Here is a 21,275-nt window from a genome sequence, read left to right as displayed (position 1 = left end):
CATGCCCCGAACCATTACCGGCGTCGTGATCCACTGCGCCGCCACACCGAACGGCAAACCGTTCACCCGCGCCGACATCGATGCCATGCACCGCCAGCGCGGCTTCCACCGCCAGCCGGCGGCCATCACCCGATACAAGACGGTGCTCGGTCATGAACTGCCCAGCATCGGCTACCACTACGTGATCGAGCTCGACGGCTCGCTGAAACCCGGTCGCCACCCCGAGGAGATCGGCGCCCACGTCCAGGGCAGCAACAGCAAGACGCTGGGCGTGTGCCTGATAGGTACCGACCGCTTCACCCTGGACCAGTGGGCCACGCTGCGCAACCTGATCGCCAACCTGAAACAGCAGTACCCGACCGCCAGCGTGCTGGGCCACCGCGACTACAGCCCGGACCTGGACGGCGACGGCGTGGTGGAGCGCAACGAGTGGCTGAAGATCTGCCCGGGCTTCGATGTGAAAACCTGGCTGGCGGGTGGCATGCGGCCTCTGGCCGATCACCTGCAGGAGGCTCCATGCAACTTGATCGCCTGAAGCGTTACCTGGTAGCCCAGGCAAAAGAGCCGTCGACCTGGCGCGGCGTGGTGCTGGTGGCCACGGCGCTGGGCGTCTCTCTGTCCCCCGCTCAGCGTGAAGCCATCGTGACCGTCGGGCTGTTTGTCGCCGGCGTCATCGGCGCAGTGATGCCGGACCAGAAGGGAGGCACCGATGCTGAGTAAAACCACGCTGGTTTTAGCTGGCTTGGTCGCCGGTGCCGCGCTGTGGTTCGGCCATGCCCGCTTCGAAGCCGGCCTGGCATCCGGCCGTTCCGAGCTCACCGCCTACAAGCTGGAGGTGGCCGAGCAGCGCACCCGCGATGCCGGTGCCGCCCACCGCCGTTACCAGGCCAAGGTCGACGAGCTGGCCGCCGCCAGCGCTCGGCTCGACCAGCTGCAGCAGGACCTAGACAACATCCGCGCACAACTCACCCGGAGGATTCCCCATGCGGCACAACCGCCCAAGCCTGTGGCCGGCCAACCTTCTCCTGGCTTGCTGTCTGTTGACGGCCTGCAGCTCTACAACGCCGCCTTCGGCCTGCAAGCCGGATACGGCACCGCCGGTACCGACCAACCTGACCAGGAAGACCCCGCCGCCGGCGCCGCTGACAGCGGGGTATCACGCGAGGACCTCCTCGCCCACTCCCGCGACCTCGGCCTCTGGTGCCGTGCCGTAGCGGCGCAGCGGGATGAACTGATCGACCTGTTACCGAAAGAGAGCCAGCCATGAGCGCCGAGAGCCGAGCATCTACTGCCGGGTGGCAGTTCGAGAAGCGGATCAACCTGGGTGACATCCTCTCGTCGGTGGCCCTGGTCGGCACGCTGGCCGTGTTCATGATCACACTCGACAAGCGCGTGACCGTGCTCGAGGAGAAACAGACTCAGCAGGTGGCGATCGACCGGCAGCAGGATGAACGGGTGAAGGATCTGAACAACGAGGTGAAGGGTGAGCTGAAGGACATCAGCGCCAAGCTCGACAAGCTGGTAGAGCGCCAGCTGGACGCGCGGGGTGGGAAATGAGCGACCCGATCACCCGCGCCCTGGACGGCCTCACAGCTGGCCTCACTGCTGCCCTGCCCGATCGAATCGTGAGCGACCAGTTCGTCGACCACCCGGGCCGCCACCGCGACGAGCTCGAGCGCGGCGTGGTGTGCCTGCTGCTGCCCTCCGGCCAGCTACCCAGCGAATGGGAGACCGAGCTCAAGCTGACGCTGGTCGGCCAGCTGGCGGTGCCGGAGCGCGGTGGTACCACGCGCCAGGTGCGTGACGCCGAGCTAGAGCTGCTGCAGCAACTGCTGGCCTTCACCCGCAACCCAGGCGCCGATGTGCCGCGGCTCAACGTGAAGGGCTTCCGCACCAGCTCGCAGATGGAGTTCCCGTTCGGCTGGGTGGCGCTCGAGGTCACCGCCGGGCCTCTGGATCTGGCCGACGGTACCGACGGTGAGATTTATCCGCCGTCGACCTCGATCGGCACGCTGCGGACGGCTCACATCGATATCGATATCCCGCCGCATGTGAGCGCGGCGGAACACCAGAAGTGGCTGGATGGCGATTACTCCACCAGCACCCCCGAAATGCAAACCCATGTGGAGCTCAACCCATGACCAAGGTCACGCTAAAGCCGGTGGGCGAGCTGCGGGTAAGGCTGGAGGACGGCAGCGGTTACCTGCCGACCGATGGCCAAGCCGTGGCGCTTACCGCCTATTACCGACGCCGCCTCGCCGATGGCGATGTGGAAGTCATTTCCGAACCCATCACGACCGCCAAGTCCGCGGCCGGCCAGGAGAGCTAAGTCATGCCGGACACCACTACCTTCATGACCATCCCTGTCGGCATCCGTGCCGGCGGGGTTTTCGTCGAGATCGATCACACCCAGGCGGTGAACGGCCTGCCGCAGATGGAGCGCAAGCTGTTGCTGCTAGGACAGCGCCTTACCGGTGGAACCGTGCCGGCATTGTCACCTGTGCGAGTGCTCAACGCCGAGCAGGCTGCTGGCCAGTTCGGCCGCGGCTCCATGCTGCACGCCATGGCCGGCGCCCTGGACAAGGTCAAAGCCCTGTATGGCTTGATCGACGTGTGGGCCGTGGCCCTTGATGATCTGCCTGCCGGCGCCGCCGCCACGGGCACCATCACCCTGACCGGCACCGTCACCAAGGCCGGCGTGATGACGCTGTACATCGGCGGCGTGCGGGTGCGCGCCCAGGCCAGCCTGAACGACACCAACGCCCAGCTCGCCACCAAGGTGGCCGATGCCGTCAACGCCAACGCCGATTTGCCAGTTACGGCCTCGGCCGACGCCGGCGTGGTCACCATCACCGCCCGCCACAAGGGCGAAGCCAGCAACGGCATGGAACTGTCGACCGCCTACTACGACGAGGACGCGCTGCCGGAAGGCATCACCGCCGTGTGCGTGAACCTTGCCGACGGCGCCGGCAATCCGGACGTAGCCGACGCCCTTGCAGCCATCTCCGAGGACTGGTTCTACAGCCTGGTCAGCCCGTATACCGACTCGGCCAACCTGGCCGCGATCGAGGCCGATCTGGACGGCCGCTGGGGAGGCATGGACATGCGCACCGGCCACGTGTTCGACGCCAAGGATGGCACTCATGCCCAGCTCACCACCTGGGGCGCCGGCCGCAACAGCCCGCACGGCACGTCCTGGGGGCTCAAGGCCTGCCCGACCTGGGCGCCGGTGCGCGCCGCGGCTTTTGCCGGCGTGTGCGAGTATCACGGCGCGATCGACCCGGCCCTGCCGCTGCGCAACGTGGAAGTGCCGGGTGTGCTGGCACCGCGGCTGAAGGACCGGTTCTCGTTCAATGAACGGGAACTGCTGCTGCGCGACGGCATCAGCACCACCAAGGTGGACAGCGGCGGCAAGGTGTTCCTGGAGCGGGTGATCACCAACTACCAGAAGAACCCGATGGGTGTGGACGACGAGAGCCTGCTGCGGCTGGAAACCAAGTGGACGGCGGATTACTTCCGCTACGCCGTGCGCACCCGCATCGCGCTGCGCTTCCCACGCCACAAGCTGGCCGACGACGGCATCAGCGTTGCGCCTGGCCAGAAGCTGGTGACACCGGCCATCATCCGCGCCGAGCTGGTGGGCCTGCACCGCGAGCTGGAGTTCGCCGGCATCGTGGAGAACACCGAGCAGTTCAAGAAAGACCTGCTGGTGGTGCGCAGCTCGGCCGACGTCGACCGCGTCAACGCCGTGTTGCCGCCGAACCTGGTCAACCAGTTTGTAACCTTCGCTGCCGCCGTGCAGTACCGACTGTAAGGAGAACCGGCCATGGCCAAACTGACCGGCATTGTGTACGTGAACGTGAACGGGGCGCGGCTGCGCTCCAAGCCCGGCGCCAGCTTGAAGGTGGGCGGCCCGATCCAGAAAGCCGAAAGCGACGTGAACGGCTTTGCCGGGCACAGCACGGAAGAGATCAAGCACGCCGAGGTGAAGTGCACGCTGCTGCATGCCGACGACACCGACCTGGTCGCGCTGCAGCAGATCTCGGGCGCCACTGTGGTGTTCGAGACCGACAGCGGCCAGCGCTACCTGGTGCGCGACGCCGGCACCGAGGGCGAGGTGGAACTGAAGGGCAAGGAGGTGGAGCTCACCCTGACGGGTGCGGCTGCCGAGCGGGTGTGATTTCCCCCCCTGTTTCCGCGACGGGGGTGAAGAGAGAATGACCGTGTGTTCTGCGAGTCCTCCTCTTCCTCGGTGTGGCAACCGCCTCAAACCCCGCTTCGGCGGGGTTTTTTGTTTTACTTGTGTAAAACACGGTGTTTTACTAAAATAAAACTCGGCGATAAATTCGCCCACTATCCTAGACGACGACACTGACTACGACTACGACTACGACTACGACTACGACCTACGACACCGACTACGACCTACGACTACGACTACGACTACGACCTACGACCTACGACTACGACTACGACTACGACCTACGACTACGACTACGACCTACGACTACGACCTACGACTACGACCTACGACTACGACTACGACTACGACCTACGACTACGACTACGACTACGACCTACGACTACGACACTGACAACGACTCTGATTGAGCGTAAGGATAGAGAAATGACTACTGCAACGCTTCGCCGCTCGGGCGGGTCGCTCATCATGACGATCCCTTCGGCGTTTGCCGAGCAAAACCACCTGTCTGCCGGTGACATGGTGGATGTGAATATCGAAGGCCCGAGCATGGTTGTTTCAGCTCTCAGAAGAAGGCGCTACAACGTGGAAGAGTTGCTTGCTCAGACTCCTCCTGAATACCTGATGCCAGTCTGGGACGACCTGCCGCCGGAGGGCCAAGAAATTTGGTAAGGAGACTTACTTGTTTAACCCTGGTGACATTATCCACCTGAATTTTGATCCTGCTGCCGGCCGCGAGATGAAAGGTCCCCACTTTGGACTGGTGATCTCATTGCATGACTTCAATCAGTCAGGTATGGCCTTGGTCTGCCCCATAACGCAAGGTAGCCAGGACAATGCCAGAACGGCGGGCTTCGCCGTTTCCCTAATGGGATGTGGCACGGAAACTCAAGGCATCATCCTCTCGCACCAGAGCAAAACTCTCGACTGGCGGGCAAGAGGAGCAAAAAAGAAAGAATCAGTCCCCGACTATGTTCTTAACGAGGTGCTGGATAAGTTCAGATCCATCCTTCCAGAGTGATACCAACCCCGCTTAGCGCGGGGTTTTTCTTGCCTGTGACTTCGCTTTTCTGGAAAATGCAAAAGTCATTTCCGTGGGCATTACCATGAGCACTTCAGGCAAGCTCCGCATCTCCATCCTCAACCTCCCCGACCATATTACGCCTCTTAAATTCCGGGGCTGGCTTCGCCAAGAGGTGCAGAGCATACAAAGCAGCTGTAACAGCAACGACTACACATTGGTCCGTCTGTTCTTCTCACGCAAGATTCGTCTGGCCTTCACCGTCAAGCAGCTCGATACGATGTTCCAAGGGCTGGTCGACAAATGCCCCAACATTCACCGCATTGAGACCTTCGAAGTTGATAAACCGTTGTCCCTGTCGGAGATGGCAGAGGAGCATGCGAGGGCAGAGAGCGATCTAGCGGAATGGAGTAAGGCGGCCACCTCCTCCCCTCAGACTCTGCATTGATCACCATGAGACACAATATGAAAGCACTACTGATGGCAGTCCTGTCCCTCACTCTCCTCGCCCCGCTGGCCGAAGCCCGTAACACGCCCTGCTCGGGAAAGAAGGGTGGCGTGTCACATTGCTCTGGCGGGAAGTTCGTCTGCAAGGATGGGACTATCAGCAAGTCGCGGCAGGTGTGCACCCGATGAAATACATAGCCTACATCTCTGCATTGGCATTGTTGGCTGGATGCGCAACCACCGATAAAGATAACGGTGCACCAGGGAATCAATTCACCTTTCACCTCTACCATGTGCATCCTTTTGCGAAACAACCCCTTGGAGGAGGTGGGGTTCTTGATTTGGAAAAGGGGGAGGAAAAGACGGTCCTTCAGTCACCATTCATTATTCGCCGATGCGAAACGCCTGACTCTTGCCGTCAAGGCGTGGTAACCATTATTAGCGAACTGACACTGCTTGAGCAGACTCCCCAACATGCCAAAATTGCGCTTCATGCACTAGTAAAAATCGGCAAAGCGGGTACTTTCAAGACCCCTAACACCGAAATAACAACTACGATTCCCGAAGGAGTGCCCGTGATCACTCAGGATTTCTCCCTCAATCGAACCGTAGTACTCGCATCAGGCAAAACGCAATCTATTCAATTGATGCCTGAAGCCAGTATCTTGGTAGGTATGAAGTAAATCGCTCCCTTTGATGCTGCTCTATCAAACCTAGCCAGCACCAAATCCCCCCCTTATTCCGCACCACACCACCACCCAGAATGCCAGCATGGGCGCGAAGCGCCCGCCCACCTTATCTACCGGGAGCTGGCATGTCCGAACTCAAAACCGTCACCGTCACCCTGACACACGGTATTCCCTTCAAAGGCCGCAATCTCAAAACGGTCGTCCTTCGTGAACCGATGCTGGACGACATGATCGAGGCCGAGGCTGAAGCGAACTCGACGTTCTCACCTCTTGCCTACCGCCGTGCCCTGGTGGCTCACCAGATCGTTTCTCTCGACGGCGAGGCCATCCCTGTGACGCCGGGCATGCTCAAAGTGCGCAACGGCGACTGGCAAAAGCTGGTGGCCGGCCTCAACGAGGCCGAACGCCTGGGGGAAGCGTCTGCCGCCGCCGAGAGCGATTCCTCGACGGCATCCTCCTGATCGCCTGCAAAACCGGCTGGAGCCGGGCCGAGATCGGCCGGCTCCCGGTGCACGAGTTTCTGCACTACCGCGACACCCTGATCAAGGCCACCGAGCCCAAAGACGATGAGTAACGAGCTGTCCCTGTCCGTCCGGATCTATGCCGATGCCGCCCGCTATGCGGCAGGCCTGGCTTCGGGCGTGCGCGAGACCAGCAAGTTTGCCGCCAGCGTGAAGCACGAGCTGGAGTCGGTGAAGGGCTTCATGGGCTCGCTGCATGGCCAGCTCACCACATTGGCCGGCGGCATCACGGCCCTCAAGGTGGCGGCCGACTCGGCGAACCTGGACAAGAGCCTGACCGGCATTCGCCTGACCGCCGAGGCGACGCGCGAGGAAGCCAACGCGCTGCGGGAGGACATGTTCCGCATGGCCAAGGAATCCGGCCGCGGCGTGGAGGATCTGAAGGAAGGCTTCAACAACCTGGTGCAGGCCGGCCAGAGTTGGAAAGCAGCGCGGGAGGAGATCGACGCCACCAACGTAGCCATGGCCGTGACCAACGCCAAGGCCGACAAGCTGACCGGCGGCCTGAGCGTGGCGTCTGAAGCCTTCCACTTCGACCTGGCCAACCCGGGGCTGGCGCTGCAACTGCTCGACAAGATGACGGTGGCCGGCCGCAAGGGTAATGCCGAACTGGAAAACTTGTCGGATATCTTCGCCAGGGTGGCCCAGCGCCGCCAGTGCCGGCATGGGCTTCGACAAGACGCTGGCGTTCATCGAAGGCCTGTCGATGATGGAACGTCAGCCGGAGCGCTTGGCCACGCTGGCCGATTCCACGCTGCGGCTGTTCAACAATCTGCATTACATGAAGGATGCCGCCAAAGCCACCGGCGTGAAGTTCTTCAACACCGACGGCAGCCGACGAGATGCTTTGGCCGTCATCGCGGATATCAAAAAGCAATACGACAAACTCGGCACCGACAAGGGCCGTGCCACCTTCCTACAGAAGGCCTTCGGCAAGGCCGACCTGGACACGATCAAGGGGATGAAGATCCTGCTGTCGGGCAACACCCTCGACAAGATCAACCAGTTCAGCGGCGAGATCGGCGGCGCCGGCGGCACCCTCAAGCGCGACATGGGCAGCGCGATCGACAACGCCGTCGACCAGACTGGTCGCCTCAAGGCCGCCCTGCGCGAGGCCGCCGACAGCTTCGCCCAGCCGATCAACGACACCCTGTCCCAGGTGATCAAGTGGGGTATGGATAGCAAGGCCAACGGCGGGCTGGCGCTGGGCGGCAAGGAGATGATCGGCGGTGCTGTAGCGCTGACGGCCGGCACCGCACTGGCGGCGCGATACGGCGGCAAGCTGGTCAGCTCACTGATCGGCAAGGCTGGAGGAACTGCCGCCGGCGTGGCCACCGGCAAGGCGCTCGAGGCCACCGCCGGCGTGACGCCGGTGTTCGTGGTCAACATGCCCAATGGCGGACCGGGTGGTGGCGCGATCGACGGTGCCGCCGGCGGCGCAGCTGCTGGCCTGGCTGGCAAGGTGGCCAGCAAGTGGAAAGTGGGCGCGGCCATGGCGGGCGGCCTGCCGCTGAAGGATTTCCTCAAGCTGGGCATCGGTGCGATCGGAACCACGGCCGCGGCAGCAACTGCCGCCGGCGCAGTTGGCTACGGCGCCGGCACCGTCGCCTACAAGGCCATGGAGGGAACCAAGGCCGGGGACTTCCTGGTCGACAAGGTCGGCGGGGGCGTAGCCCGCATCCTGGCGATGTTCGGCAACGAGGATGCCAAGCGCGCCGTGGCCATGACCGAGAAGCTGCAGCAGGCCGAGATCGGCGGCACTATCCAGATCCAGGTCACCGCCGCCCCGGGCGTGACCGCCACCACCACGGCGACGCCGGCGAACAACCGCACCAGGTTGCCGGTGGGCCCCACCATGCGAGGGCCTAACTGATGGCCGAGACCCCACTCCGCCCCGCCTCGTTCAAGGGCGTTGGCTTCCGCGTCGCCGAGACCGACATGGAAGTCGGCCGGCGCACGGTGCTACACGAATACCCCTACCGCGACGTGCCGTTCGGCGAGGACATGGGCCGGGCCGCGCGTGGCTTCACCGTGTCGGCCATCTTCATCGGCCCCTCCGCCCGGGACGATTCCGACCGGCTGATCGACGTGCTCGAAGCGAAAGGCGCCGGCACGCTGGTGCATCCCTGGCGTGGCACCCAGTTCGTGCAGCTGGAGCGCCCGGCCCGGGTGCGCTACCCCCGGGCGCTGGGCGGGCGCATCGTCGTCGAGATGGATCTACGCGAGGCCGGCGAGAACAGCGAGCCGGCAGCACGCGCCGACACCGACGCCCAACTGGAGGCCGCCGCCGACAGCGCCCAGGCCGCGGCCGACAGCGAGCTGGCATCGTCCTGGCTGGACGAGATCGCCGGCTATGCCGACGAGGCTGCCGCGGCGGTGGAAGCTGCCTGCGCCACGTTCGAGAGCTACTTCGAGGCCTACGACGCAGCGATGGCCAAGGTGGATCGCATCATCCACTCGGTGCAGACCATCATCAACGCCCCGCTGTTGGTGGTTTCACGGATTCAGAGCCGCATCCAGACGCTGGTCGGCAAGCTGGATACCCCGTTTTCCGGGGTCACCGCCTGGCGCAAGCTGCTGAAGGACGAAGTGCTGAACCCGTGGCGCACGGGTGGCAGCTACAGCACGATCCTTTCCACCTCGAGCACATCGAGCGCGCGACCGGACTGGACCCTGCCGAACCCTTCCCGCCGCGCGGGCGATCTGCCTTCCATGCCGCCGGCGCTCGCCGCCTACGTGCGCCGCACGCTGGTGATCGAGGCCGCCCGCACGCTGCCCACCGCCACCTTCACCACCAAGGCCGACGTGCAGAACGCTCGCGCCCAGATCCTGCAGGCTCTGAACACCGAGATGCAGTCCGCTTCCGACACGCTCTACCCCGCCCTGCAGGCGCTGCGCGTGACGGTGGCCACGTCGATTCAGGCGCGCCTGCCGGCCACCGCCGACGTGGCCACGGTGACGACGCAAACTTCGCTGCCGGCGCTGGTGGTGGCGTACCAGGTGACCGGTGCGATCGAGGTTGCTGACGACCTGGTAGCGCGAAACGGCGTGATGCACCCGGGCTTTGTCCCGGCCGGCGACATCGAGGTGCTGAAAAATGCCTGACGTGTGCGAGCTCAAGGTGGGCGGGATGATTTACGGCGGCTGGACCGACATCGAGATTCAGCGTGGGCTGGAACAGGTGTCTGGCCAGTTCTCACTGCAGGTGACCGAGCGCTGGCCCGGGCAGAGCGAGCCGCGGCCGATCCGCCCAGGACAAGCCGGCGTGGTGACGCTCGACGGCGAACCGGTGGTCACCGGCTGGATGGATGAATGCCGCCCCGGCTACGACGCCACGAACACCTGGTTCAACGTGTCCGGCCGCGACAAGACCGCCGACCTGATCGACTGCAGCGCCATCTTCAAGAGCGGCCAGTGGAAAGGGGCGAGCCTGAAGCGCATCGCCCTCGACCTGCTGGCCGCCTACGGCATCGACGTGGTGGTGGGCCCACGTGCCGAGCAACGGGCAAACGCGGCCATCCCTTCCTTCCGCCTCGAGGAGGGCGAAACCGTGTTCGATTGCCTGGAGCGCGCGGCAAGGCTGAAGGCGGTGATGCTGTGGACCGACGGCCGCGGGCGGCTGGTGATCGATCTGCCCGGCTCCACCAAGGCCGTCACCGCCCTGGTGGAGGGCGAGAACATTCTGCGCGCCGACGTGACGCTGAGCTGGCGCGAGCGCTACAGCCAGTACATCGTCAAAGGCCAGGCGCGTGGCCAGCACAACGCCAAGGGCGTGGCCACCGATCAGGTGGTGACGCGCCACCGGCCGCTGATCATCCTGGCCGAAGACCAGGTGCACAGCCCAACCGCTCTGCAACGCGCCGAATGGGAGCGCACAGTGCGCCAGGGGCGGGCCAACCGCGCCATCATCCGCGTGCAGAGCTGGCGCCAGGCTGGCGATACCGGGCCGCTGTGGGTGCCGGGGCTGCGTGTGCCGGTGACCTCGCCGCGGCTGCGCATCGATGCCGAGATGCTGATCGCCAGCGTCACCTACCTGAAGAACGCCAACGACGGCACGGTGACCGACCTGGAAATCGCCGACCCGAGGGCGTTCGACCTGCTCTCCGGCATCCGCACCGCCTCGCTCAAGTCCACCCGCACCGGCGACAAGGGGCTGGCCACCGGCCGCGACCGGAAGGACGGCAAGAAGAAGGGGAAGAAGACCGAAGACTGGAGCGATCTGTGAACCCGATGCAGAAACTCCGGCTCATGGTCGCCCGCGGCATCGTCAACCTGGTGAACGACGCCGGCGGCCTGCAGCAGCTGCAGGTCGGAGCCCTGGAAGATGAGGTCGGCGACGAGGTCGAGCGCGTGCAGAACTTCGGCCAGACCAGCCACCCTCCGCGCGGATCCGTGCCGGTGATGGTGGCGGTGGCCGGCAGCCGTGACCACCTGGTGGCGGTGGCGGTGGACGACGAGGCGAGCCGGCCCCGCAACCTGCAGCCCGGGGAGTCGGCCACCTACAACGCCCACGGCGTGCTGTTCTTGTTCGACCAGAACGGCAACGCCACGCTGACCTGCAAGAACTTCACCGTCAACGCGAGCGAAGGCGTGCAGGTCAACACCCCGCTGGCGACCTTCAGCCAGGCCGCCACCGTGAATGGGCTGTTCAGCTACAAGGCCGGCATGTCCGGTACCGGCGGCGGCGCCGGCACCCAGATCAGCGGCGACATCACCCACACCGACGGCAGCCTGTCGTCGAATGGCGTCACCGTGCACACCCATAACCACGGCGGCGTCACCCGCGGCGGTGACAACACGGATGGCCCGCGATGACCACACGCCGCCTGATTCTCGACCTCTCCCAGCCGCTCCCGCTCGAGCTATTCGCCGACCCGATCGACGCCGCCATCGTGCTGTCGCTGTTTTCCGATGCCCGGGCCCCAGACAGCGAGGCCCTACCGGATCCGCGCGGATGGTGGGGCGATGCCCTGGCGGAGCATGCCGGCGACACCTGGGGCGGCCAGCTGTGGCTGTTGGCCCGCCGCGCCAAGAACGTGCCGGAGACGCTGCGCCGAGCCGAGGACTATGCCCGGGACGCCCTGAAATGGATGGTGGCCGACGGCGTGAGCAGCACGCTGGCCGTGGCCGCAAGCGACCTGGGCAATGAAACCATGCTGCTCGCCATCACCCTCGACGGCATCACCATCAATCTGGAGGTAAGCCCATGACGATCGACCGGCCCTCCCTGGCCGAACTCTCGCGCCGGGCCGACGCTGAGCTGACGCTGGAAACCGCCAGCGAGGCACTGCGCCGCAACCTGTTCACCCCGCTGGCGCGCGCGCTGGCTGGTGCGGTGCACGGACTGTACGGCCACCAAGACCGCATCAAGGATCAGCTGTTCCCGCAGACCTGCGACGAAGACACGCTACTGAACATCCATGTGCCGCTCGAACTGCCTGACGGCCGGAATTCCGCTACCTCGGCCAGCGGCACGGTGCTGATCACCGGCACCGCCGGCATGCCGGTGGATCAGTCCGATACCCTCACCCGCAGTGACGGCATGCTCTACAGCTTCACCGCCGGTACCACCGTCGGCAGCGACGGCACCGTTCTGGCCTCGGTGGTGTGCCAGACACCAAGCCTCGCCGGCAACACCGAGCCGGGCGCGAAACTGCGCTTCTCCAATCCGGTGGACGGTGTGAACGGCGAAGTGGTGGTGCAGAGCCCGGGGCTCTCGGGCGGCACCGACATCGAGGACATCGAGGACCTGCGCGCCCGGGTGGTGGAGGCCCGCGCCAAGTCCGAAGGCGTGGGCAATACCGCAGACTGGGAGCGGTGGGCGAAGGAAATTTCCGGTGTCACCCGCGCCTGGGCCGCGCCCAAGCTGGTAGGCGCCGGCAGCATGACGGTGTTTTTCGTGCGGGATGACGACGCGAGCATCTTCCCAGACGCCAACGAACAGGCCACGGTGCTGGCGCACCTGGAGGCCACCGGTACGACATTTGGTGAGATCTTCGCCGTCTCCCCTACCGACAAGCCGATCAACTTCAGCATCAGCCTGTCGCCGGACACCGCCGAAATCCGCGCGGCCGTGACGGCTGCGCTCGCCGGCGTCATCAGCTTGGAAGGCAGCCCGGTGAAGCGGGACAGCAGCGGCCTGACTGCGCTGCCAGCGGAAGGCGTCACCATCCCGAAAACCCACCTTGACGCCGCTGCGTCCAACTCGTCCGGCGAGTGGGATCACGCCATCGTGGAGCCGGCCGGTGACATCGTGTGCGCGATCGGCGAGCTGGCCACCATGGGGACGATCACGTGGCTATGAACCAGGATCGCTACGCCGACCAGTTGGCCAAGCTGCTGCCTCCCGGGCAGGCCCTGCAGGCCGAGCCCGGCAGCGACATGGCCATCGTGCTGGGCAGCATCGCCACATTCCTGGCCGAGGTTGACACCCGCGCCAGCATCCTGCTCGCCGAATCCGATCCGCGCCAGGCGGTGTACCTGCTGGACGAATGGGAGGCCTCGCTCGGACTGCCAGACAGTTGCACGGTGGGTGAGCAGACCATCATCGATCGTCAGAAGTCGGTGGTGGCCAAGCTCACCGACCGCGGCGGAGCGCGCGTCACCCGTTACATCAAACTGGCTGAAGCGCTGGGCTATCCCGGCGCCACCGTGACCCGGTACCGCTCCCACACCTGTGAGCAGACCTGTGAGGACCCGATCCAGGACGAAGACTGGCGGTTTGCCTGGACGCTCACCCTGCCATCTGGCACCCGTGTGGTGGACTCCACCTGCGAATCCAGCTGTGAAGACCCCTTGCGCACCTGGGGCGATAGCGTCCTGGAGTGCGTCATTCAACGCGAGGCGCCGGCAATCAGCACGGCGCTGATCGCCTATGGAGGTAATTAAGAATGCAACGTGTATTGGCTACCCGAAATCCCGCGCTGGATCTGTTCGGCGTCGGCAAACATGGGTTCAAGGCGGGGAGCCCGGGCGTGGCGCCAGCTACTACGCCGGGCTATGAGTTTTACAACGCCATCCAGGAGGAGTTGGCCAACCTGGTGGAGGGGTTTGGTGAGGCTCTTGACCCTGCTCGGCGCGACCAGATCAAAACCCTGCTGCTGGCTGCTCTGGCGAACAAGGCGCCGCTGGCGTCTCCGGTATTCACCGGCGCCCCGGCCGCACCAACAGCCGCCGTTGGCACCAATACCACCCAACTGGCGAACATGGCGGCCCTGCAGAACGCGGTACAAAGTAGCGCGGCGATCACTTCCGGCGCAGGTGGTGCTGCCGATGCGATCACCGCCAGCTACACCCCGGCCATCACCGCGTTGACCAACGGTATGTCCTTATTCGTCCGCGCTGCATCGGCCAATACGACGACCACGCCGACCTTCACACCGAACAACGGAACCATCGCAGCCAAGACTATCGTCAAAGGGGCTGGCTCGGCGTTGGCTGCTGGTGATATTGCCGGGGTGGGTCACTGGATCGAACTCCAGTACGACCAAGCGCTGGATAAGTGGGTGCTGCTCAACCCAGCTACGGGTATCTCTTCTGGGTCAGGCAAGATCATTGCCAGCCTTTTTACAGCAACACGAGCTGTGGTTGCCGCTAGTGGCGACACCACGGTGATGACGCTCAACTTCATGCTGGCGCAGGCAACGCCTGTCGTTGTGGATTGGCGGACGTGGTTTGGTTCTAACGCGGGTTCGGTTGTTTATGGTGATGCCCGTCTGATGCTGGGTGCGACACAGAAGTCCCGAAGTAGTCGGATTCATGTTGGCAGCTCGGGCGCCGGTTACGCGTACAACCTGCCGTTCAACGGATCTACCTATCTGGGGGTATTGGCCGCCGGGTCGTACACCATTTCCTTAATTTGGAATAACCAGTCTGCAGCAGCTGCCGTATTTAACCCAGGGCCTACTGATGCGTCGGTTTGGTCGCAGGCTGACTCCGAAATCATCGTTCGTGCAGCCTACTAAGGGGGAATTATGTTTTTCGCAAAAGTAGACCAGCAGGGGATTGTAGAAGCTGCGTTCATGGGCAGTGGTGTCGATCCCGATGGGCTGGTTGAGATCGGCGAGGACGACTACATCCGCATTCGTTCCGGCGGGGCGTTTCACATCGTCGATGGAGAAGTGGTCGCGCTGCCGCCCGAGCCGATCGTATTGGCCGAGCTTCTCACGCAGAGGCTGGTTGACATCAATACCCACGCCGCCTCCCTGCTGGCCACCCTGTCCGCCAGCTACCCCGACGGCGAGGTGCAAAGCTGGGCCCAGCAAACCCGCGAGGCCGAGGCGTTAGTGGCCGATCCCGTCGCCTCCACGCCACTGCTGACCGCCATCGCCACCGCCCGCGGACTGACGGTCGCCACGTTGGCCGAACGGGTGCGCGCCAAGGTGTTGTCCTATGCTGTGGCCAGTGGACAGATCATCGGCCAGCGCCAGGCGCTGGAGGATGCGTTGATGGCGGTCGATCTGGCGGCGCCGGATGCGGCCGAGCAGTTGGCCGCGATCCAGTGGCCTGAGCCCAGCCTGACGTAAGAGCCTGCCCATGACCTGGCGCTACCGTCTTGACCACCCCTTCCGCCACGGATCACCGCACCTGGTCGGCGTGGAGTACCGCAACGACTGGATCGACATCCACCCCCGCGGCTCGATCATGATCCAACCCGGCTACGCCTGGGACGGCTGCAGCCCCGCTTGGCGCCTGCCGGGCGGGCTGTGGCTGGGCACCCCGGACGGACCGCTTGGCATCGATGGCCGGCCGCTGACCTACCATGCCAGCCTGGTGCATGACGCCTTGTGTCAGTGGAAGCGCGAGATCCCGATCCGCCAGCGCGCCACCGTGCGGGTGTTCGCTGAGCTGCTGCAGCTAGCCGGGGCTCCGCCGTGGCGGGTGTGGCTGTACGCCGGGGCGGTGGCGCGGTTCGGGCCGGCGCTTTTCGGTGGCGATGTCATGCAGAACGCCGATCTAGCCTGAAGCCAAACCCGAACCCGCCCCACGGCGGGTTTTGGTTTATTGTGTCGCCTAGTAGAAACACGGCGGCGCAGTACCTTTTTAATGCGAAACAGATACTTAGGAAGATTGGCGAATTCCGTCATCATCCTATTGGACGAGCTGGTCACAGTGAATCACCCAGACCAGCTCAATCGTTATCTAAACAGCATGAAAAGCCACCTGCCCACCGACAGCAGGCTGCTGCTGGTGGTGACCCAATCGGCGCTGCCGGCGCTCGTCCTGCATCATCTTGCCGGGGTGGATTGGCCCGGCCAGTGGCTCAGCCTGTACCGCAAGGAAGCCTTCTACCTGGTCGACCCGGTGTTACGGGCCGCGCCGCATGTCCCGATCGTCTGGCCGGACCTGATGGCGTCCATCCCCCCTACCCGTGACGAGAACCGGTTTTTCCATCTGTGCGCGCGCTACGGCCTGACTCGGGGTTTCAGCTGGATCGAGGAACGGGGCGACTATCGGGTGATTCTGAGTGTGGCAGGCGTGGAAGCGGAGCGAGACCGCGCGGCCCAGGATCTGCTGGAATGCCTGATGCCCAGGCTGGCCGACGTGGCAGTGAGGATTGTCAGCGCCCGACCGAACCTGTCGAGGTTGAGCAAGCGGGAATGTCACATCTTACATTGCATGACCAACGGCCTGCCCGACCATGAAACCGCCGAACGGGTGGGCCTGACCACGCGCACGGTGCGCGACAAGATCAACAAAATCAAACTGCTATATGGGGCGACCAACCGCTGCCACCTGATGTCGATCCTGTTTGGACTGGATTTTCCGGCGCCGTGAGCTAGGTACTACTACGCACGTGATTTCTGCCGGTTTAGCGATATTCAATACGCATCGGCATTGTTACATTTGTTCTGCATAAATCATGCCGAGCAAATACATGTTTCACTACCCCTTACCCAATCCACCCATCGGCCCCGCCATCACCAGGGCTTCGACTTCGCTTTTCCTACTTGAAGGCCAGCCGGAAATTGGCGGGCTGCCCCTCCTCAATCAGCCAGACACAGCGGCTGACGGCCTCGCAGAAAAACGGGAGGTTCTGCAGCCGGGCATCGTCTTTCACTCCCAAGCGCCGGTACTGGCGCAGCACGGCGTCGATATCGATCAGCAGTTCCTGGCGCGCCCGCAGCCCGTCGATGTAGTTCGCCGGCAAGGGGAACAGGTCGGCGTGCGGCAGTTCGGCGTGGATGAAAAAGCGGTTGCCATCGATGGCGGAGGCCAGCGTGTGCCGGCCCTCCTGCAGTGCGCCCAGGTGCTGGACCAGGCGATCGGCGAAGCGCTCGAGGTCGATCATGGTTTCAGCGGGTAAACGGCGCGGTCACAGCTGGCCAGATCCTCACGGAACTGCCGCGCCTTGCGGTCACGCCAATGGGAATCCTTGCGTTCGACGGCCTGCAGGAAGCCGATCTGGTCGGTCAGCGCGGTGTGGCAATCCATGAACGGGGCGTGTGACAGCTGATTAGGCCAGGCGTCAGATCGACGCACCGCCTCGCGCTGGATTCGCTGCAGCGCCACGGTGTCGCCGGCCCGGCCGGCGCGGTTGATCTCGCCGCGGGAGTGATTCAGCCAGGCGAGCAGCTGCACCGCGTCATCGCGCGGCGTGGCGGCCACGGCCAAGGCGGACAGGACGAGAGCGAGGAAGGCAAGGACAGCTTTCATTTGGTGGCGGCCCAGTCACGCATGAACTGCAGCAGTATCTGGCGCTTCTTCTTGGGCAGTTGATCGAACAAGGCCAGCAGCTCCTTCTTGTCGTCGTCCAGGTCCTGGCCGGGCTCGGCCACGTGCACCACGGCCGACGCATAGGTCACGTCCATCTCCCCGCGGCCGGTGGTCAGCCATTCGAAGCTGATGCGCAGTGCCTGGGCCACAGAAGAGCAATTGGCTGTGGTGGGTTCGGTTTCACCCATCTCCCATTGACTGACGCTGGACTGCTTCACGCCCACTTCGTCCGCCAACCATTTCTGAGTGCGGCGCCGCGCCTTACGCGCTTCCTTGATGCGGAATCCAATAATCATCCCGGCATTTTATAAGCGTGCTTATATCCTAGAAAATTCGCATAGACTGTTGACATGAATATTCGCAGTGCTTATATTTCAGCCATCACAAACGCATAGGAGGCCGTCATGACCCCCATGAAGGAGGCGCGAAAGCGCTTGGGGCTGACACAGAACGATCTGGCTAAAGCTGTAGGTGCGTCACAAGCACATATCAGCAAGTTGGAAAACGGGACGGAACAAGTCTCACCGGATCTGGCAAAGCGGCTGGCTGTCGAGCTGGGGCTGGACGTGGTGAAGATCCTTTACCCGAACGAGAAGCATTAGGAAGCGCCGCACCCACGGGCTAGGTGGGCACGGCACGGTGGTGCAGGTACTACGGTGTGGCAACCACAGTATCGGCACCGGAAGAAATTCGTACAAGACGATTTTTTTGCGGAGCTATCACATGGAACAGTCGATCGACGTGTTCGAAGAGCTGCAACAGGCAGCGCACGCTTTCGGGGTGCCCAAGCTGGCAGGCCTGATGAAGGTGCACAAGGGCACCCTCTACAACAAGGTCTCGCTGAAAAAACCCAACGCACTCCATAAACCCACCCTGTCCGACTTCATCCAGATCCTGGATTACAGCCGGAACCTGCGCCCGCTCAAGGCGCTGAACAGCCTGTTCAACTGCGTCACCTACCAGTTGCCGGATATGAGCAACGTGTCCGACGAGGCACTGCTCGACCTGGTCAACCAGGTGCACGTCGAAGCCGGCGAAGCCCACCGCAGCATGGGCGATGCGCTGGACGACGGCGTCGTCACCCTCGACGAGTTCAAGACGGTTGAGCGCGATCTGCATGACTGGATCGCCGCCATCCTGGAACTGCGCTCGCGCTTCAAGGGGCTGGTGATCCATGCAGCTCAATAGCCCCATTCCCCCCTGTCTGGCCAAGCACGGCATTACTGGCGTGCGCGACAACCTGCAGCCCGGCCAAGCCGTAGGCGGGCTCGCCAAGGAACTGGTCCGCCTGTTCGGCGCGGAACTCGTGGAGGCCCTGCGATGCGACAAACCCGGAACCGCCAGCAACTCGGCCTCCCGCTCGAAGCCTCTGCCGGTGAGCTGACCGAGGAAGAACTGCGCGTGGCACACCGCCGCGCAGGACTGCAACTGCCGTTTGAGAAAGCCATGGACAACCCGGCGCTGGCGATCTGCCTGAGAAACAGCGCTTTGTCCCTGAAACGAGGAGTGACACGCAGATGAGCACTACCGACAACGTGATCGAGCTGATCACCCCCGGCCCGCAGCGCGGCCTGGCCCGTTTCCACATCGCCCTGGGCGATCCGGCCCTGATCTACGGCCACGCCGATATCGCCAGCATTACGTTCCGCCGCGAGAACGGCGAGCTGGCGCTGTACCACATGGCGCTGGGCATCACCGAGACCCGCCGCGTGGTGCTGCCGGGTGACGAAATCCAGCTGCAGGTGGACGGCAAGACGCTGCTGATCGTCGTGCGCGCCGCCTCCGCCACCCACGTGCTGGTGGACGCCGGCAAGGACCGTACCGCCGACATTGCCATGGTGCTGGCTGCCGCCACCGCCTGACCGCTTTTTAACCCCTGTGATCTGGGAGGACACATGGAACGTTATCTCACCCCGACGGAGCTGCAGCAGCTCCTCAACGCCGCGCGCCGGGTCAACGACCCGCTGGCGCAGCGCGACTACCACGTGATGGCTGCGCTCTCTCTGAGCGGCTGCCGCATCGGCGAATTCAGCCTGATCACCTTGGGCGATGCCTGGGACGCCCTGAAAACCGGCTACCTCTTCATCCCCCGCGAGAACCGCAAGGGCGGCAAGCGCGACCACAAGGTTTTCGTGACCCGTCCGTTGCGGCTGCACCTGGTGGCCCTGCTCAACATGAACGACAGCCAGCTGGCCAGCGAACCGCTGGTGCCGGGGCGCTTCGGCCAACCTTTGACGGTGCGCAACTACCAGCAGCGCGTCGCCCACTGGGCCAAGGAAGCCGGGTTGTCGATCAAGGTCACCCCCCACTTTTTCCGCCACACCCGGGCCATGAACATCATGCGCTCGAGCGAGGCGCACGACCCGCGCGGCATCGTCCAGAACGCGCTGGGCCACAACAGCATCGCCAGCACCGGCATCTACACCCAGCCGAGCCACGAGGACATCGAGAACACCCTGGAAGCGATCGACGGCCACGGCGGCCGCCGCACCACGATGGGCGCGCTGCGCAAGGGCTTTGAACGGAGGGCGGGGTGATGGAGATCGAGCAGAAAGATATTCCACTGATCGTGGTGGTCGGGCCGTATCGCTACGCGGTAGTCCAGTTGATCGGGACCCTGGCCAGCTGCCAAGGGACCGCTTGCCTTGTCATGAACAACTGCGAAACCCCGCAGGATGTCATCGACTACAGCTCCGACTATCCCCAGCGTTCGCTGCCTGACCTGATTGCCATCGCGGCCCAATCGCCCGCCATGGTTCAAGCCGCCGATAGCACCTTCGATACAGCTGGAATCGACCCGAGAAACATCGGGATCGTCACCCAGCAGTGGATCAACAGCTACCTTGATGCACGGGAGATGCCTCGATGAACTGCACATGCCTGCAAGACCTGGAAAAGCGGCTCGCCGCCAAGTTCAGCGAGGATCTGGGCGTCTCGGCCAAGGCGGAATGCCAGAACGAGGCCTTCATGCTGGAAGGCAACACCATGAAGCTCGCCCACGTCACGAACTACAAGATCACGGCCAGCGCCAAGGGCTTTGTGAAGGGCAAGACCGTCCCGGTGACGGCGAGCTACTGCCCCTTCTGCGGCAAGTCCGTGAAGACCCAGCCGGCAGAGAAGAAGGAGCAAGCCCATGGCTAAGCCCCGCAACCTCTGGCCCGACGCCATGGACGTGTGGCTCATCACCGGCGCCATGGCCACCGGCAAAACCCGCCTCGGCTCCACCTTGCTGGAAATCGCCCGTCAGCACGGCCTGTCCGCCGAAATGGTCGACGGCGTGCAGCAGGCAGGCCAAATCGACAGCTTGCTCAAGATGCGCACCAGCAGCCCGGACATGTTGATCGTGGTGGCCGATGCCGATGCCGGCCCGCTGCAGCTGCCCAAGCACCCTGTCCACGTGTTGCACCTCAACCCCGGCGACGCCGATCGGGTGGAGCAGCTGGCCGCCCAGGTGTGGGCACGCCGCCAGCCCTCCACCGTCGGCAAGGAGGCCCGCCATGCGTGACCCCAACACCCGGCTGCTGAAGCCAGACAACACCGACCGCCGCCCGCTCTCCGCGCTGGCCAGCCCGATCGACCCGCTGGCCCAGCAGAAGCTGAAGGCCCAGCAGCGCCGCACCGTCGCCATGCGCCGCGAACTCGAAGCGCGGCAAGAAGCCCGCCGCGGCGAACATTGAGGA

At 63.9% G+C, this 21,275-nt stretch carries 37 protein-coding genes; 33 read left to right on the top strand and 4 right to left on the bottom strand.

Translation table 11 applies throughout. The annotated features are described in order from the left end of the window. Window position 1: 1 nt before the first annotated feature. The 13 genes from FURADRAFT_RS12175 (at window position 2) to FURADRAFT_RS12120 (ending at window position 6,819) form a co-directional block, all read left to right on the top strand. The gene (locus tag FURADRAFT_RS12175) at window positions 2-535 is read left to right on the top strand and encodes an N-acetylmuramoyl-L-alanine amidase (protein ID WP_008954459.1); all 534 of its coding nucleotides are present in this window, start codon (window positions 2-4) and stop codon (window positions 533-535) included. After that, window positions 517-720: a hypothetical protein gene (locus FURADRAFT_RS12170; RefSeq protein ID WP_008954458.1), complete on the top strand. Its 204-nt coding sequence runs from the start codon at window positions 517-519 to the stop codon at window positions 718-720. The genes FURADRAFT_RS12175 and FURADRAFT_RS12170 overlap by 19 nt, the downstream gene beginning before the upstream one ends. Beyond that, window positions 710-1,267: a hypothetical protein gene (locus FURADRAFT_RS12165; RefSeq protein WP_008954457.1), complete on the top strand. Its 558-nt coding sequence runs from the start codon at window positions 710-712 to the stop codon at window positions 1,265-1,267. The genes FURADRAFT_RS12170 and FURADRAFT_RS12165 overlap by 11 nt, the downstream gene beginning before the upstream one ends. After that, window positions 1,264-1,557 (top strand): hypothetical protein, encoded by a 294-nt coding sequence (locus FURADRAFT_RS12160; protein WP_008954456.1) that lies wholly within the window; start codon window positions 1,264-1,266, stop codon window positions 1,555-1,557. Before FURADRAFT_RS12165 ends, FURADRAFT_RS12160 begins: the two co-directional genes overlap by 4 nt. Beyond that, a complete protein-coding gene (locus FURADRAFT_RS12155) occupies window positions 1,554-2,141 on the top strand; it encodes a hypothetical protein (RefSeq protein ID WP_008954455.1) in 588 nt (195 codons plus the stop codon). The genes FURADRAFT_RS12160 and FURADRAFT_RS12155 overlap by 4 nt, the downstream gene beginning before the upstream one ends. Further along, on the top strand, window positions 2,138-2,329 hold the full coding sequence (locus tag FURADRAFT_RS12150) for a DUF2635 domain-containing protein (protein ID WP_008954454.1): 192 nt from the start codon (window positions 2,138-2,140) through the stop codon (window positions 2,327-2,329). Before FURADRAFT_RS12155 ends, FURADRAFT_RS12150 begins: the two co-directional genes overlap by 4 nt. Window positions 2,330-2,332: 3 nt before the next feature. Further along, entirely contained in the window at window positions 2,333-3,814 is a 1,482-nt protein-coding gene (locus FURADRAFT_RS12145) for a phage tail sheath C-terminal domain-containing protein (RefSeq protein WP_008954453.1), read from the top strand. A gap of 12 nt (window positions 3,815-3,826) precedes the next feature. Beyond that, the gene (locus FURADRAFT_RS12140; protein ID WP_008954452.1) at window positions 3,827-4,180 is read left to right on the top strand and encodes a phage tail tube protein; all 354 of its coding nucleotides are present in this window, start codon (window positions 3,827-3,829) and stop codon (window positions 4,178-4,180) included. Between the two features lie 447 nt (window positions 4,181-4,627). Next, window positions 4,628-4,873, top strand: coding sequence for an AbrB/MazE/SpoVT family DNA-binding domain-containing protein (locus tag FURADRAFT_RS12135; protein WP_008954451.1), 246 nt, complete (start codon window positions 4,628-4,630; stop codon window positions 4,871-4,873). Between the two features lie 10 nt (window positions 4,874-4,883). Beyond that, window positions 4,884-5,222, top strand: coding sequence for a type II toxin-antitoxin system PemK/MazF family toxin (locus FURADRAFT_RS12130; RefSeq protein ID WP_040652835.1), 339 nt, complete (start codon window positions 4,884-4,886; stop codon window positions 5,220-5,222). An 85-nt stretch (window positions 5,223-5,307) separates the two neighbouring features. Beyond that, window positions 5,308-5,670 carry a hypothetical protein gene (locus FURADRAFT_RS12125; RefSeq protein ID WP_008954450.1) on the top strand — a complete coding sequence of 121 codons (363 nt, stop codon included), beginning with the start codon at window positions 5,308-5,310 and terminating at the stop codon, window positions 5,668-5,670. A gap of 184 nt (window positions 5,671-5,854) precedes the next feature. Then, on the top strand, window positions 5,855-6,352 hold the full coding sequence (locus FURADRAFT_RS20595) for a hypothetical protein (protein WP_150105063.1): 498 nt from the start codon (window positions 5,855-5,857) through the stop codon (window positions 6,350-6,352). Window positions 6,353-6,483: 131 nt separating this feature from the next. Then, the gene (locus tag FURADRAFT_RS12120; RefSeq protein WP_008954449.1) at window positions 6,484-6,819 is read left to right on the top strand and encodes a hypothetical protein; all 336 of its coding nucleotides are present in this window, start codon (window positions 6,484-6,486) and stop codon (window positions 6,817-6,819) included. 81 nt (window positions 6,820-6,900) lie between these two features. Here the strand turns inward: FURADRAFT_RS12120 and FURADRAFT_RS21055 are convergent, their stop codons facing one another. Beyond that, window positions 6,901-7,572 carry a hypothetical protein gene (locus FURADRAFT_RS21055; protein ID WP_236261582.1) on the bottom strand — a complete coding sequence of 224 codons (672 nt, stop codon included), beginning with the start codon at window positions 7,570-7,572 and terminating at the stop codon, window positions 6,901-6,903. Here FURADRAFT_RS21055 and FURADRAFT_RS21050 point away from each other — a divergent pair. The 11 genes from FURADRAFT_RS21050 to FURADRAFT_RS19885 all read left to right on the top strand — a co-directional run bounded on the left by FURADRAFT_RS21050 (window position 7,544) and on the right by FURADRAFT_RS19885 (window position 16,656). Further along, a complete protein-coding gene (locus tag FURADRAFT_RS21050) occupies window positions 7,544-8,752 on the top strand; it encodes a phage-related tail protein (protein ID WP_008954448.1) in 1,209 nt (402 codons plus the stop codon). The genes FURADRAFT_RS21055 and FURADRAFT_RS21050 overlap by 29 nt on opposite strands. Continuing rightward, entirely contained in the window at window positions 8,752-9,984 is a 1,233-nt protein-coding gene (locus FURADRAFT_RS12105) for a DNA circularization protein (protein ID WP_008954447.1), read from the top strand. Before FURADRAFT_RS21050 ends, FURADRAFT_RS12105 begins: the two co-directional genes overlap by 1 nt. Then, a complete protein-coding gene (locus tag FURADRAFT_RS20720) occupies window positions 9,977-11,104 on the top strand; it encodes a phage baseplate assembly protein (protein ID WP_008954446.1) in 1,128 nt (375 codons plus the stop codon). Before FURADRAFT_RS12105 ends, FURADRAFT_RS20720 begins: the two co-directional genes overlap by 8 nt. 5 nt (window positions 11,105-11,109) lie before the next feature. Continuing rightward, complete coding sequence (locus tag FURADRAFT_RS20715) at window positions 11,110-11,694, top strand: phage baseplate assembly protein V (protein ID WP_008954445.1); 585 nt, start codon at window positions 11,110-11,112, stop codon at window positions 11,692-11,694. Further along, window positions 11,691-12,089 carry a phage GP46 family protein gene (locus FURADRAFT_RS12090; RefSeq protein ID WP_008954444.1) on the top strand — a complete coding sequence of 133 codons (399 nt, stop codon included), beginning with the start codon at window positions 11,691-11,693 and terminating at the stop codon, window positions 12,087-12,089. Before FURADRAFT_RS20715 ends, FURADRAFT_RS12090 begins: the two co-directional genes overlap by 4 nt. After that, window positions 12,086-13,183 carry a baseplate J/gp47 family protein gene (locus FURADRAFT_RS12085; protein ID WP_008954443.1) on the top strand — a complete coding sequence of 366 codons (1,098 nt, stop codon included), beginning with the start codon at window positions 12,086-12,088 and terminating at the stop codon, window positions 13,181-13,183. Before FURADRAFT_RS12090 ends, FURADRAFT_RS12085 begins: the two co-directional genes overlap by 4 nt. Next, window positions 13,180-13,767 carry a YmfQ family protein gene (locus tag FURADRAFT_RS12080; RefSeq protein WP_008954442.1) on the top strand — a complete coding sequence of 196 codons (588 nt, stop codon included), beginning with the start codon at window positions 13,180-13,182 and terminating at the stop codon, window positions 13,765-13,767. Before FURADRAFT_RS12085 ends, FURADRAFT_RS12080 begins: the two co-directional genes overlap by 4 nt. A gap of 2 nt (window positions 13,768-13,769) precedes the next feature. Further along, a complete protein-coding gene (locus FURADRAFT_RS12075; protein ID WP_008954441.1) occupies window positions 13,770-14,843 on the top strand; it encodes a hypothetical protein in 1,074 nt (357 codons plus the stop codon). A gap of 9 nt (window positions 14,844-14,852) precedes the next feature. Further along, complete coding sequence (locus FURADRAFT_RS12070) at window positions 14,853-15,404, top strand: hypothetical protein (RefSeq protein WP_008954440.1); 552 nt, start codon at window positions 14,853-14,855, stop codon at window positions 15,402-15,404. A 10-nt stretch (window positions 15,405-15,414) separates the two neighbouring features. Further along, window positions 15,415-15,843 (top strand): hypothetical protein, encoded by a 429-nt coding sequence (locus FURADRAFT_RS12065; protein WP_008954439.1) that lies wholly within the window; start codon window positions 15,415-15,417, stop codon window positions 15,841-15,843. Window positions 15,844-15,948: 105 nt separating this feature from the next. Beyond that, entirely contained in the window at window positions 15,949-16,656 is a 708-nt protein-coding gene (locus FURADRAFT_RS19885; protein WP_160165314.1) for an autoinducer binding domain-containing protein, read from the top strand. Window positions 16,657-16,825: 169 nt separating this feature from the next. Here the strand turns inward: FURADRAFT_RS19885 and FURADRAFT_RS12055 are convergent, their stop codons facing one another. The 3 genes from FURADRAFT_RS12055 to FURADRAFT_RS12045 are packed head-to-tail and all read right to left on the bottom strand — an operon-like array spanning window position 16,826 to window position 17,891. Continuing rightward, window positions 16,826-17,170, bottom strand: coding sequence for a hypothetical protein (locus FURADRAFT_RS12055; RefSeq protein WP_008954437.1), 345 nt, complete (start codon window positions 17,168-17,170; stop codon window positions 16,826-16,828). Next, window positions 17,167-17,535 carry a hypothetical protein gene (locus FURADRAFT_RS12050; RefSeq protein WP_008954436.1) on the bottom strand — a complete coding sequence of 123 codons (369 nt, stop codon included), beginning with the start codon at window positions 17,533-17,535 and terminating at the stop codon, window positions 17,167-17,169. Before FURADRAFT_RS12050 ends, FURADRAFT_RS12055 begins: the two co-directional genes overlap by 4 nt. Next, on the bottom strand, window positions 17,532-17,891 hold the full coding sequence (locus tag FURADRAFT_RS12045; protein WP_008954435.1) for a helix-turn-helix domain-containing protein: 360 nt from the start codon (window positions 17,889-17,891) through the stop codon (window positions 17,532-17,534). Before FURADRAFT_RS12045 ends, FURADRAFT_RS12050 begins: the two co-directional genes overlap by 4 nt. A gap of 108 nt (window positions 17,892-17,999) precedes the next feature. On the opposite strand from FURADRAFT_RS12045, the gene FURADRAFT_RS12040 reads away from it, so the two are divergent. From FURADRAFT_RS12040 to FURADRAFT_RS12000, 9 genes are all read left to right on the top strand, one after another. Further along, on the top strand, window positions 18,000-18,197 hold the full coding sequence (locus FURADRAFT_RS12040) for a helix-turn-helix transcriptional regulator (RefSeq protein WP_008954434.1): 198 nt from the start codon (window positions 18,000-18,002) through the stop codon (window positions 18,195-18,197). Window positions 18,198-18,318: 121 nt separating this feature from the next. After that, window positions 18,319-18,783, top strand: coding sequence for a phage regulatory CII family protein (locus FURADRAFT_RS12035; protein WP_008954433.1), 465 nt, complete (start codon window positions 18,319-18,321; stop codon window positions 18,781-18,783). Continuing rightward, window positions 18,770-18,979: a hypothetical protein gene (locus tag FURADRAFT_RS12030; protein WP_008954432.1), complete on the top strand. Its 210-nt coding sequence runs from the start codon at window positions 18,770-18,772 to the stop codon at window positions 18,977-18,979. The genes FURADRAFT_RS12035 and FURADRAFT_RS12030 overlap by 14 nt, the downstream gene beginning before the upstream one ends. Window positions 18,980-19,112: 133 nt before the next feature. Further along, complete coding sequence (locus tag FURADRAFT_RS12025) at window positions 19,113-19,457, top strand: hypothetical protein (RefSeq protein ID WP_008954431.1); 345 nt, start codon at window positions 19,113-19,115, stop codon at window positions 19,455-19,457. A gap of 33 nt (window positions 19,458-19,490) precedes the next feature. Then, a complete protein-coding gene (locus FURADRAFT_RS12020) occupies window positions 19,491-20,132 on the top strand; it encodes a tyrosine-type recombinase/integrase (protein WP_008954430.1) in 642 nt (213 codons plus the stop codon). Beyond that, window positions 20,132-20,464 (top strand): hypothetical protein, encoded by a 333-nt coding sequence (locus FURADRAFT_RS12015; RefSeq protein WP_008954429.1) that lies wholly within the window; start codon window positions 20,132-20,134, stop codon window positions 20,462-20,464. Before FURADRAFT_RS12020 ends, FURADRAFT_RS12015 begins: the two co-directional genes overlap by 1 nt. After that, a complete protein-coding gene (locus tag FURADRAFT_RS12010) occupies window positions 20,461-20,736 on the top strand; it encodes a hypothetical protein (RefSeq protein WP_008954428.1) in 276 nt (91 codons plus the stop codon). The genes FURADRAFT_RS12015 and FURADRAFT_RS12010 overlap by 4 nt, the downstream gene beginning before the upstream one ends. Then, window positions 20,729-21,100 (top strand): hypothetical protein, encoded by a 372-nt coding sequence (locus FURADRAFT_RS12005; protein ID WP_008954427.1) that lies wholly within the window; start codon window positions 20,729-20,731, stop codon window positions 21,098-21,100. Before FURADRAFT_RS12010 ends, FURADRAFT_RS12005 begins: the two co-directional genes overlap by 8 nt. Further along, the gene (locus tag FURADRAFT_RS12000; RefSeq protein WP_008954426.1) at window positions 21,093-21,272 is read left to right on the top strand and encodes a hypothetical protein; all 180 of its coding nucleotides are present in this window, start codon (window positions 21,093-21,095) and stop codon (window positions 21,270-21,272) included. The genes FURADRAFT_RS12005 and FURADRAFT_RS12000 overlap by 8 nt, the downstream gene beginning before the upstream one ends. The last annotated feature ends 3 nt before the right edge of the window (window positions 21,273-21,275 follow it).

Origin of the sequence: Pseudogulbenkiania ferrooxidans 2002, assembly GCF_000174355.1 — a bacterium.
Lineage (GTDB): Bacteria > Pseudomonadota > Gammaproteobacteria > Burkholderiales > Chromobacteriaceae > Pseudogulbenkiania > Pseudogulbenkiania ferrooxidans.
The sequence above is the reverse complement of the archived record's forward strand: the minus strand, read 5'-3'. Positions and strand labels throughout refer to the sequence as shown.

Coding starts and splice junctions, on each gene's coding strand:
- FURADRAFT_RS12040 (WP_008954434.1), top strand. CDS start 18,000: ATGACCCCCATGAAGGAGGCGCGAAAGCGCTTGGGGCTGACACAGAAC.
- FURADRAFT_RS12145 (WP_008954453.1), top strand. CDS start 2,333: ATGCCGGACACCACTACCTTCATGACCATCCCTGTCGGCATCCGTGCC.
- FURADRAFT_RS12160 (WP_008954456.1), top strand. CDS start 1,264: ATGAGCGCCGAGAGCCGAGCATCTACTGCCGGGTGGCAGTTCGAGAAG.
- FURADRAFT_RS20715 (WP_008954445.1), top strand. CDS start 11,110: ATGCAGAAACTCCGGCTCATGGTCGCCCGCGGCATCGTCAACCTGGTG.
- FURADRAFT_RS12135 (WP_008954451.1), top strand. CDS start 4,628: ATGACTACTGCAACGCTTCGCCGCTCGGGCGGGTCGCTCATCATGACG.
- FURADRAFT_RS12170 (WP_008954458.1), top strand. CDS start 517: ATGCAACTTGATCGCCTGAAGCGTTACCTGGTAGCCCAGGCAAAAGAG.
- FURADRAFT_RS12050 (WP_008954436.1), bottom strand. CDS start 17,535: ATGAAAGCTGTCCTTGCCTTCCTCGCTCTCGTCCTGTCCGCCTTGGCC.
- FURADRAFT_RS12140 (WP_008954452.1), top strand. CDS start 3,827: ATGGCCAAACTGACCGGCATTGTGTACGTGAACGTGAACGGGGCGCGG.
- FURADRAFT_RS20720 (WP_008954446.1), top strand. CDS start 9,977: ATGCCTGACGTGTGCGAGCTCAAGGTGGGCGGGATGATTTACGGCGGC.
- FURADRAFT_RS12085 (WP_008954443.1), top strand. CDS start 12,086: ATGACGATCGACCGGCCCTCCCTGGCCGAACTCTCGCGCCGGGCCGAC.
- FURADRAFT_RS12120 (WP_008954449.1), top strand. CDS start 6,484: ATGTCCGAACTCAAAACCGTCACCGTCACCCTGACACACGGTATTCCC.
- FURADRAFT_RS12150 (WP_008954454.1), top strand. CDS start 2,138: ATGACCAAGGTCACGCTAAAGCCGGTGGGCGAGCTGCGGGTAAGGCTG.
- FURADRAFT_RS21055 (WP_236261582.1), bottom strand. CDS start 7,572: ATGAACGCCAGCGTCTTGTCGAAGCCCATGCCGGCACTGGCGGCGCTG.
- FURADRAFT_RS12080 (WP_008954442.1), top strand. CDS start 13,180: ATGAACCAGGATCGCTACGCCGACCAGTTGGCCAAGCTGCTGCCTCCC.
- FURADRAFT_RS12175 (WP_008954459.1), top strand. CDS start 2: ATGCCCCGAACCATTACCGGCGTCGTGATCCACTGCGCCGCCACACCG.
- FURADRAFT_RS12105 (WP_008954447.1), top strand. CDS start 8,752: ATGGCCGAGACCCCACTCCGCCCCGCCTCGTTCAAGGGCGTTGGCTTC.
- FURADRAFT_RS12055 (WP_008954437.1), bottom strand. CDS start 17,170: ATGATCGACCTCGAGCGCTTCGCCGATCGCCTGGTCCAGCACCTGGGC.
- FURADRAFT_RS12165 (WP_008954457.1), top strand. CDS start 710: ATGCTGAGTAAAACCACGCTGGTTTTAGCTGGCTTGGTCGCCGGTGCC.
- FURADRAFT_RS12070 (WP_008954440.1), top strand. CDS start 14,853: ATGTTTTTCGCAAAAGTAGACCAGCAGGGGATTGTAGAAGCTGCGTTC.
- FURADRAFT_RS12035 (WP_008954433.1), top strand. CDS start 18,319: ATGGAACAGTCGATCGACGTGTTCGAAGAGCTGCAACAGGCAGCGCAC.
- FURADRAFT_RS12005 (WP_008954427.1), top strand. CDS start 20,729: ATGGCTAAGCCCCGCAACCTCTGGCCCGACGCCATGGACGTGTGGCTC.
- FURADRAFT_RS12075 (WP_008954441.1), top strand. CDS start 13,770: ATGCAACGTGTATTGGCTACCCGAAATCCCGCGCTGGATCTGTTCGGC.
- FURADRAFT_RS12025 (WP_008954431.1), top strand. CDS start 19,113: ATGAGCACTACCGACAACGTGATCGAGCTGATCACCCCCGGCCCGCAG.
- FURADRAFT_RS12125 (WP_008954450.1), top strand. CDS start 5,308: ATGAGCACTTCAGGCAAGCTCCGCATCTCCATCCTCAACCTCCCCGAC.
- FURADRAFT_RS21050 (WP_008954448.1), top strand. CDS start 7,544: ATGGGCTTCGACAAGACGCTGGCGTTCATCGAAGGCCTGTCGATGATG.
- FURADRAFT_RS12010 (WP_008954428.1), top strand. CDS start 20,461: ATGAACTGCACATGCCTGCAAGACCTGGAAAAGCGGCTCGCCGCCAAG.
- FURADRAFT_RS12030 (WP_008954432.1), top strand. CDS start 18,770: ATGCAGCTCAATAGCCCCATTCCCCCCTGTCTGGCCAAGCACGGCATT.
- FURADRAFT_RS12020 (WP_008954430.1), top strand. CDS start 19,491: ATGGAACGTTATCTCACCCCGACGGAGCTGCAGCAGCTCCTCAACGCC.
- FURADRAFT_RS12155 (WP_008954455.1), top strand. CDS start 1,554: ATGAGCGACCCGATCACCCGCGCCCTGGACGGCCTCACAGCTGGCCTC.
- FURADRAFT_RS20595 (WP_150105063.1), top strand. CDS start 5,855: ATGAAATACATAGCCTACATCTCTGCATTGGCATTGTTGGCTGGATGC.
- FURADRAFT_RS12045 (WP_008954435.1), bottom strand. CDS start 17,891: ATGATTATTGGATTCCGCATCAAGGAAGCGCGTAAGGCGCGGCGCCGC.
- FURADRAFT_RS12000 (WP_008954426.1), top strand. CDS start 21,093: ATGCGTGACCCCAACACCCGGCTGCTGAAGCCAGACAACACCGACCGC.
- FURADRAFT_RS12065 (WP_008954439.1), top strand. CDS start 15,415: ATGACCTGGCGCTACCGTCTTGACCACCCCTTCCGCCACGGATCACCG.
- FURADRAFT_RS12015 (WP_008954429.1), top strand. CDS start 20,132: ATGGAGATCGAGCAGAAAGATATTCCACTGATCGTGGTGGTCGGGCCG.
- FURADRAFT_RS12090 (WP_008954444.1), top strand. CDS start 11,691: ATGACCACACGCCGCCTGATTCTCGACCTCTCCCAGCCGCTCCCGCTC.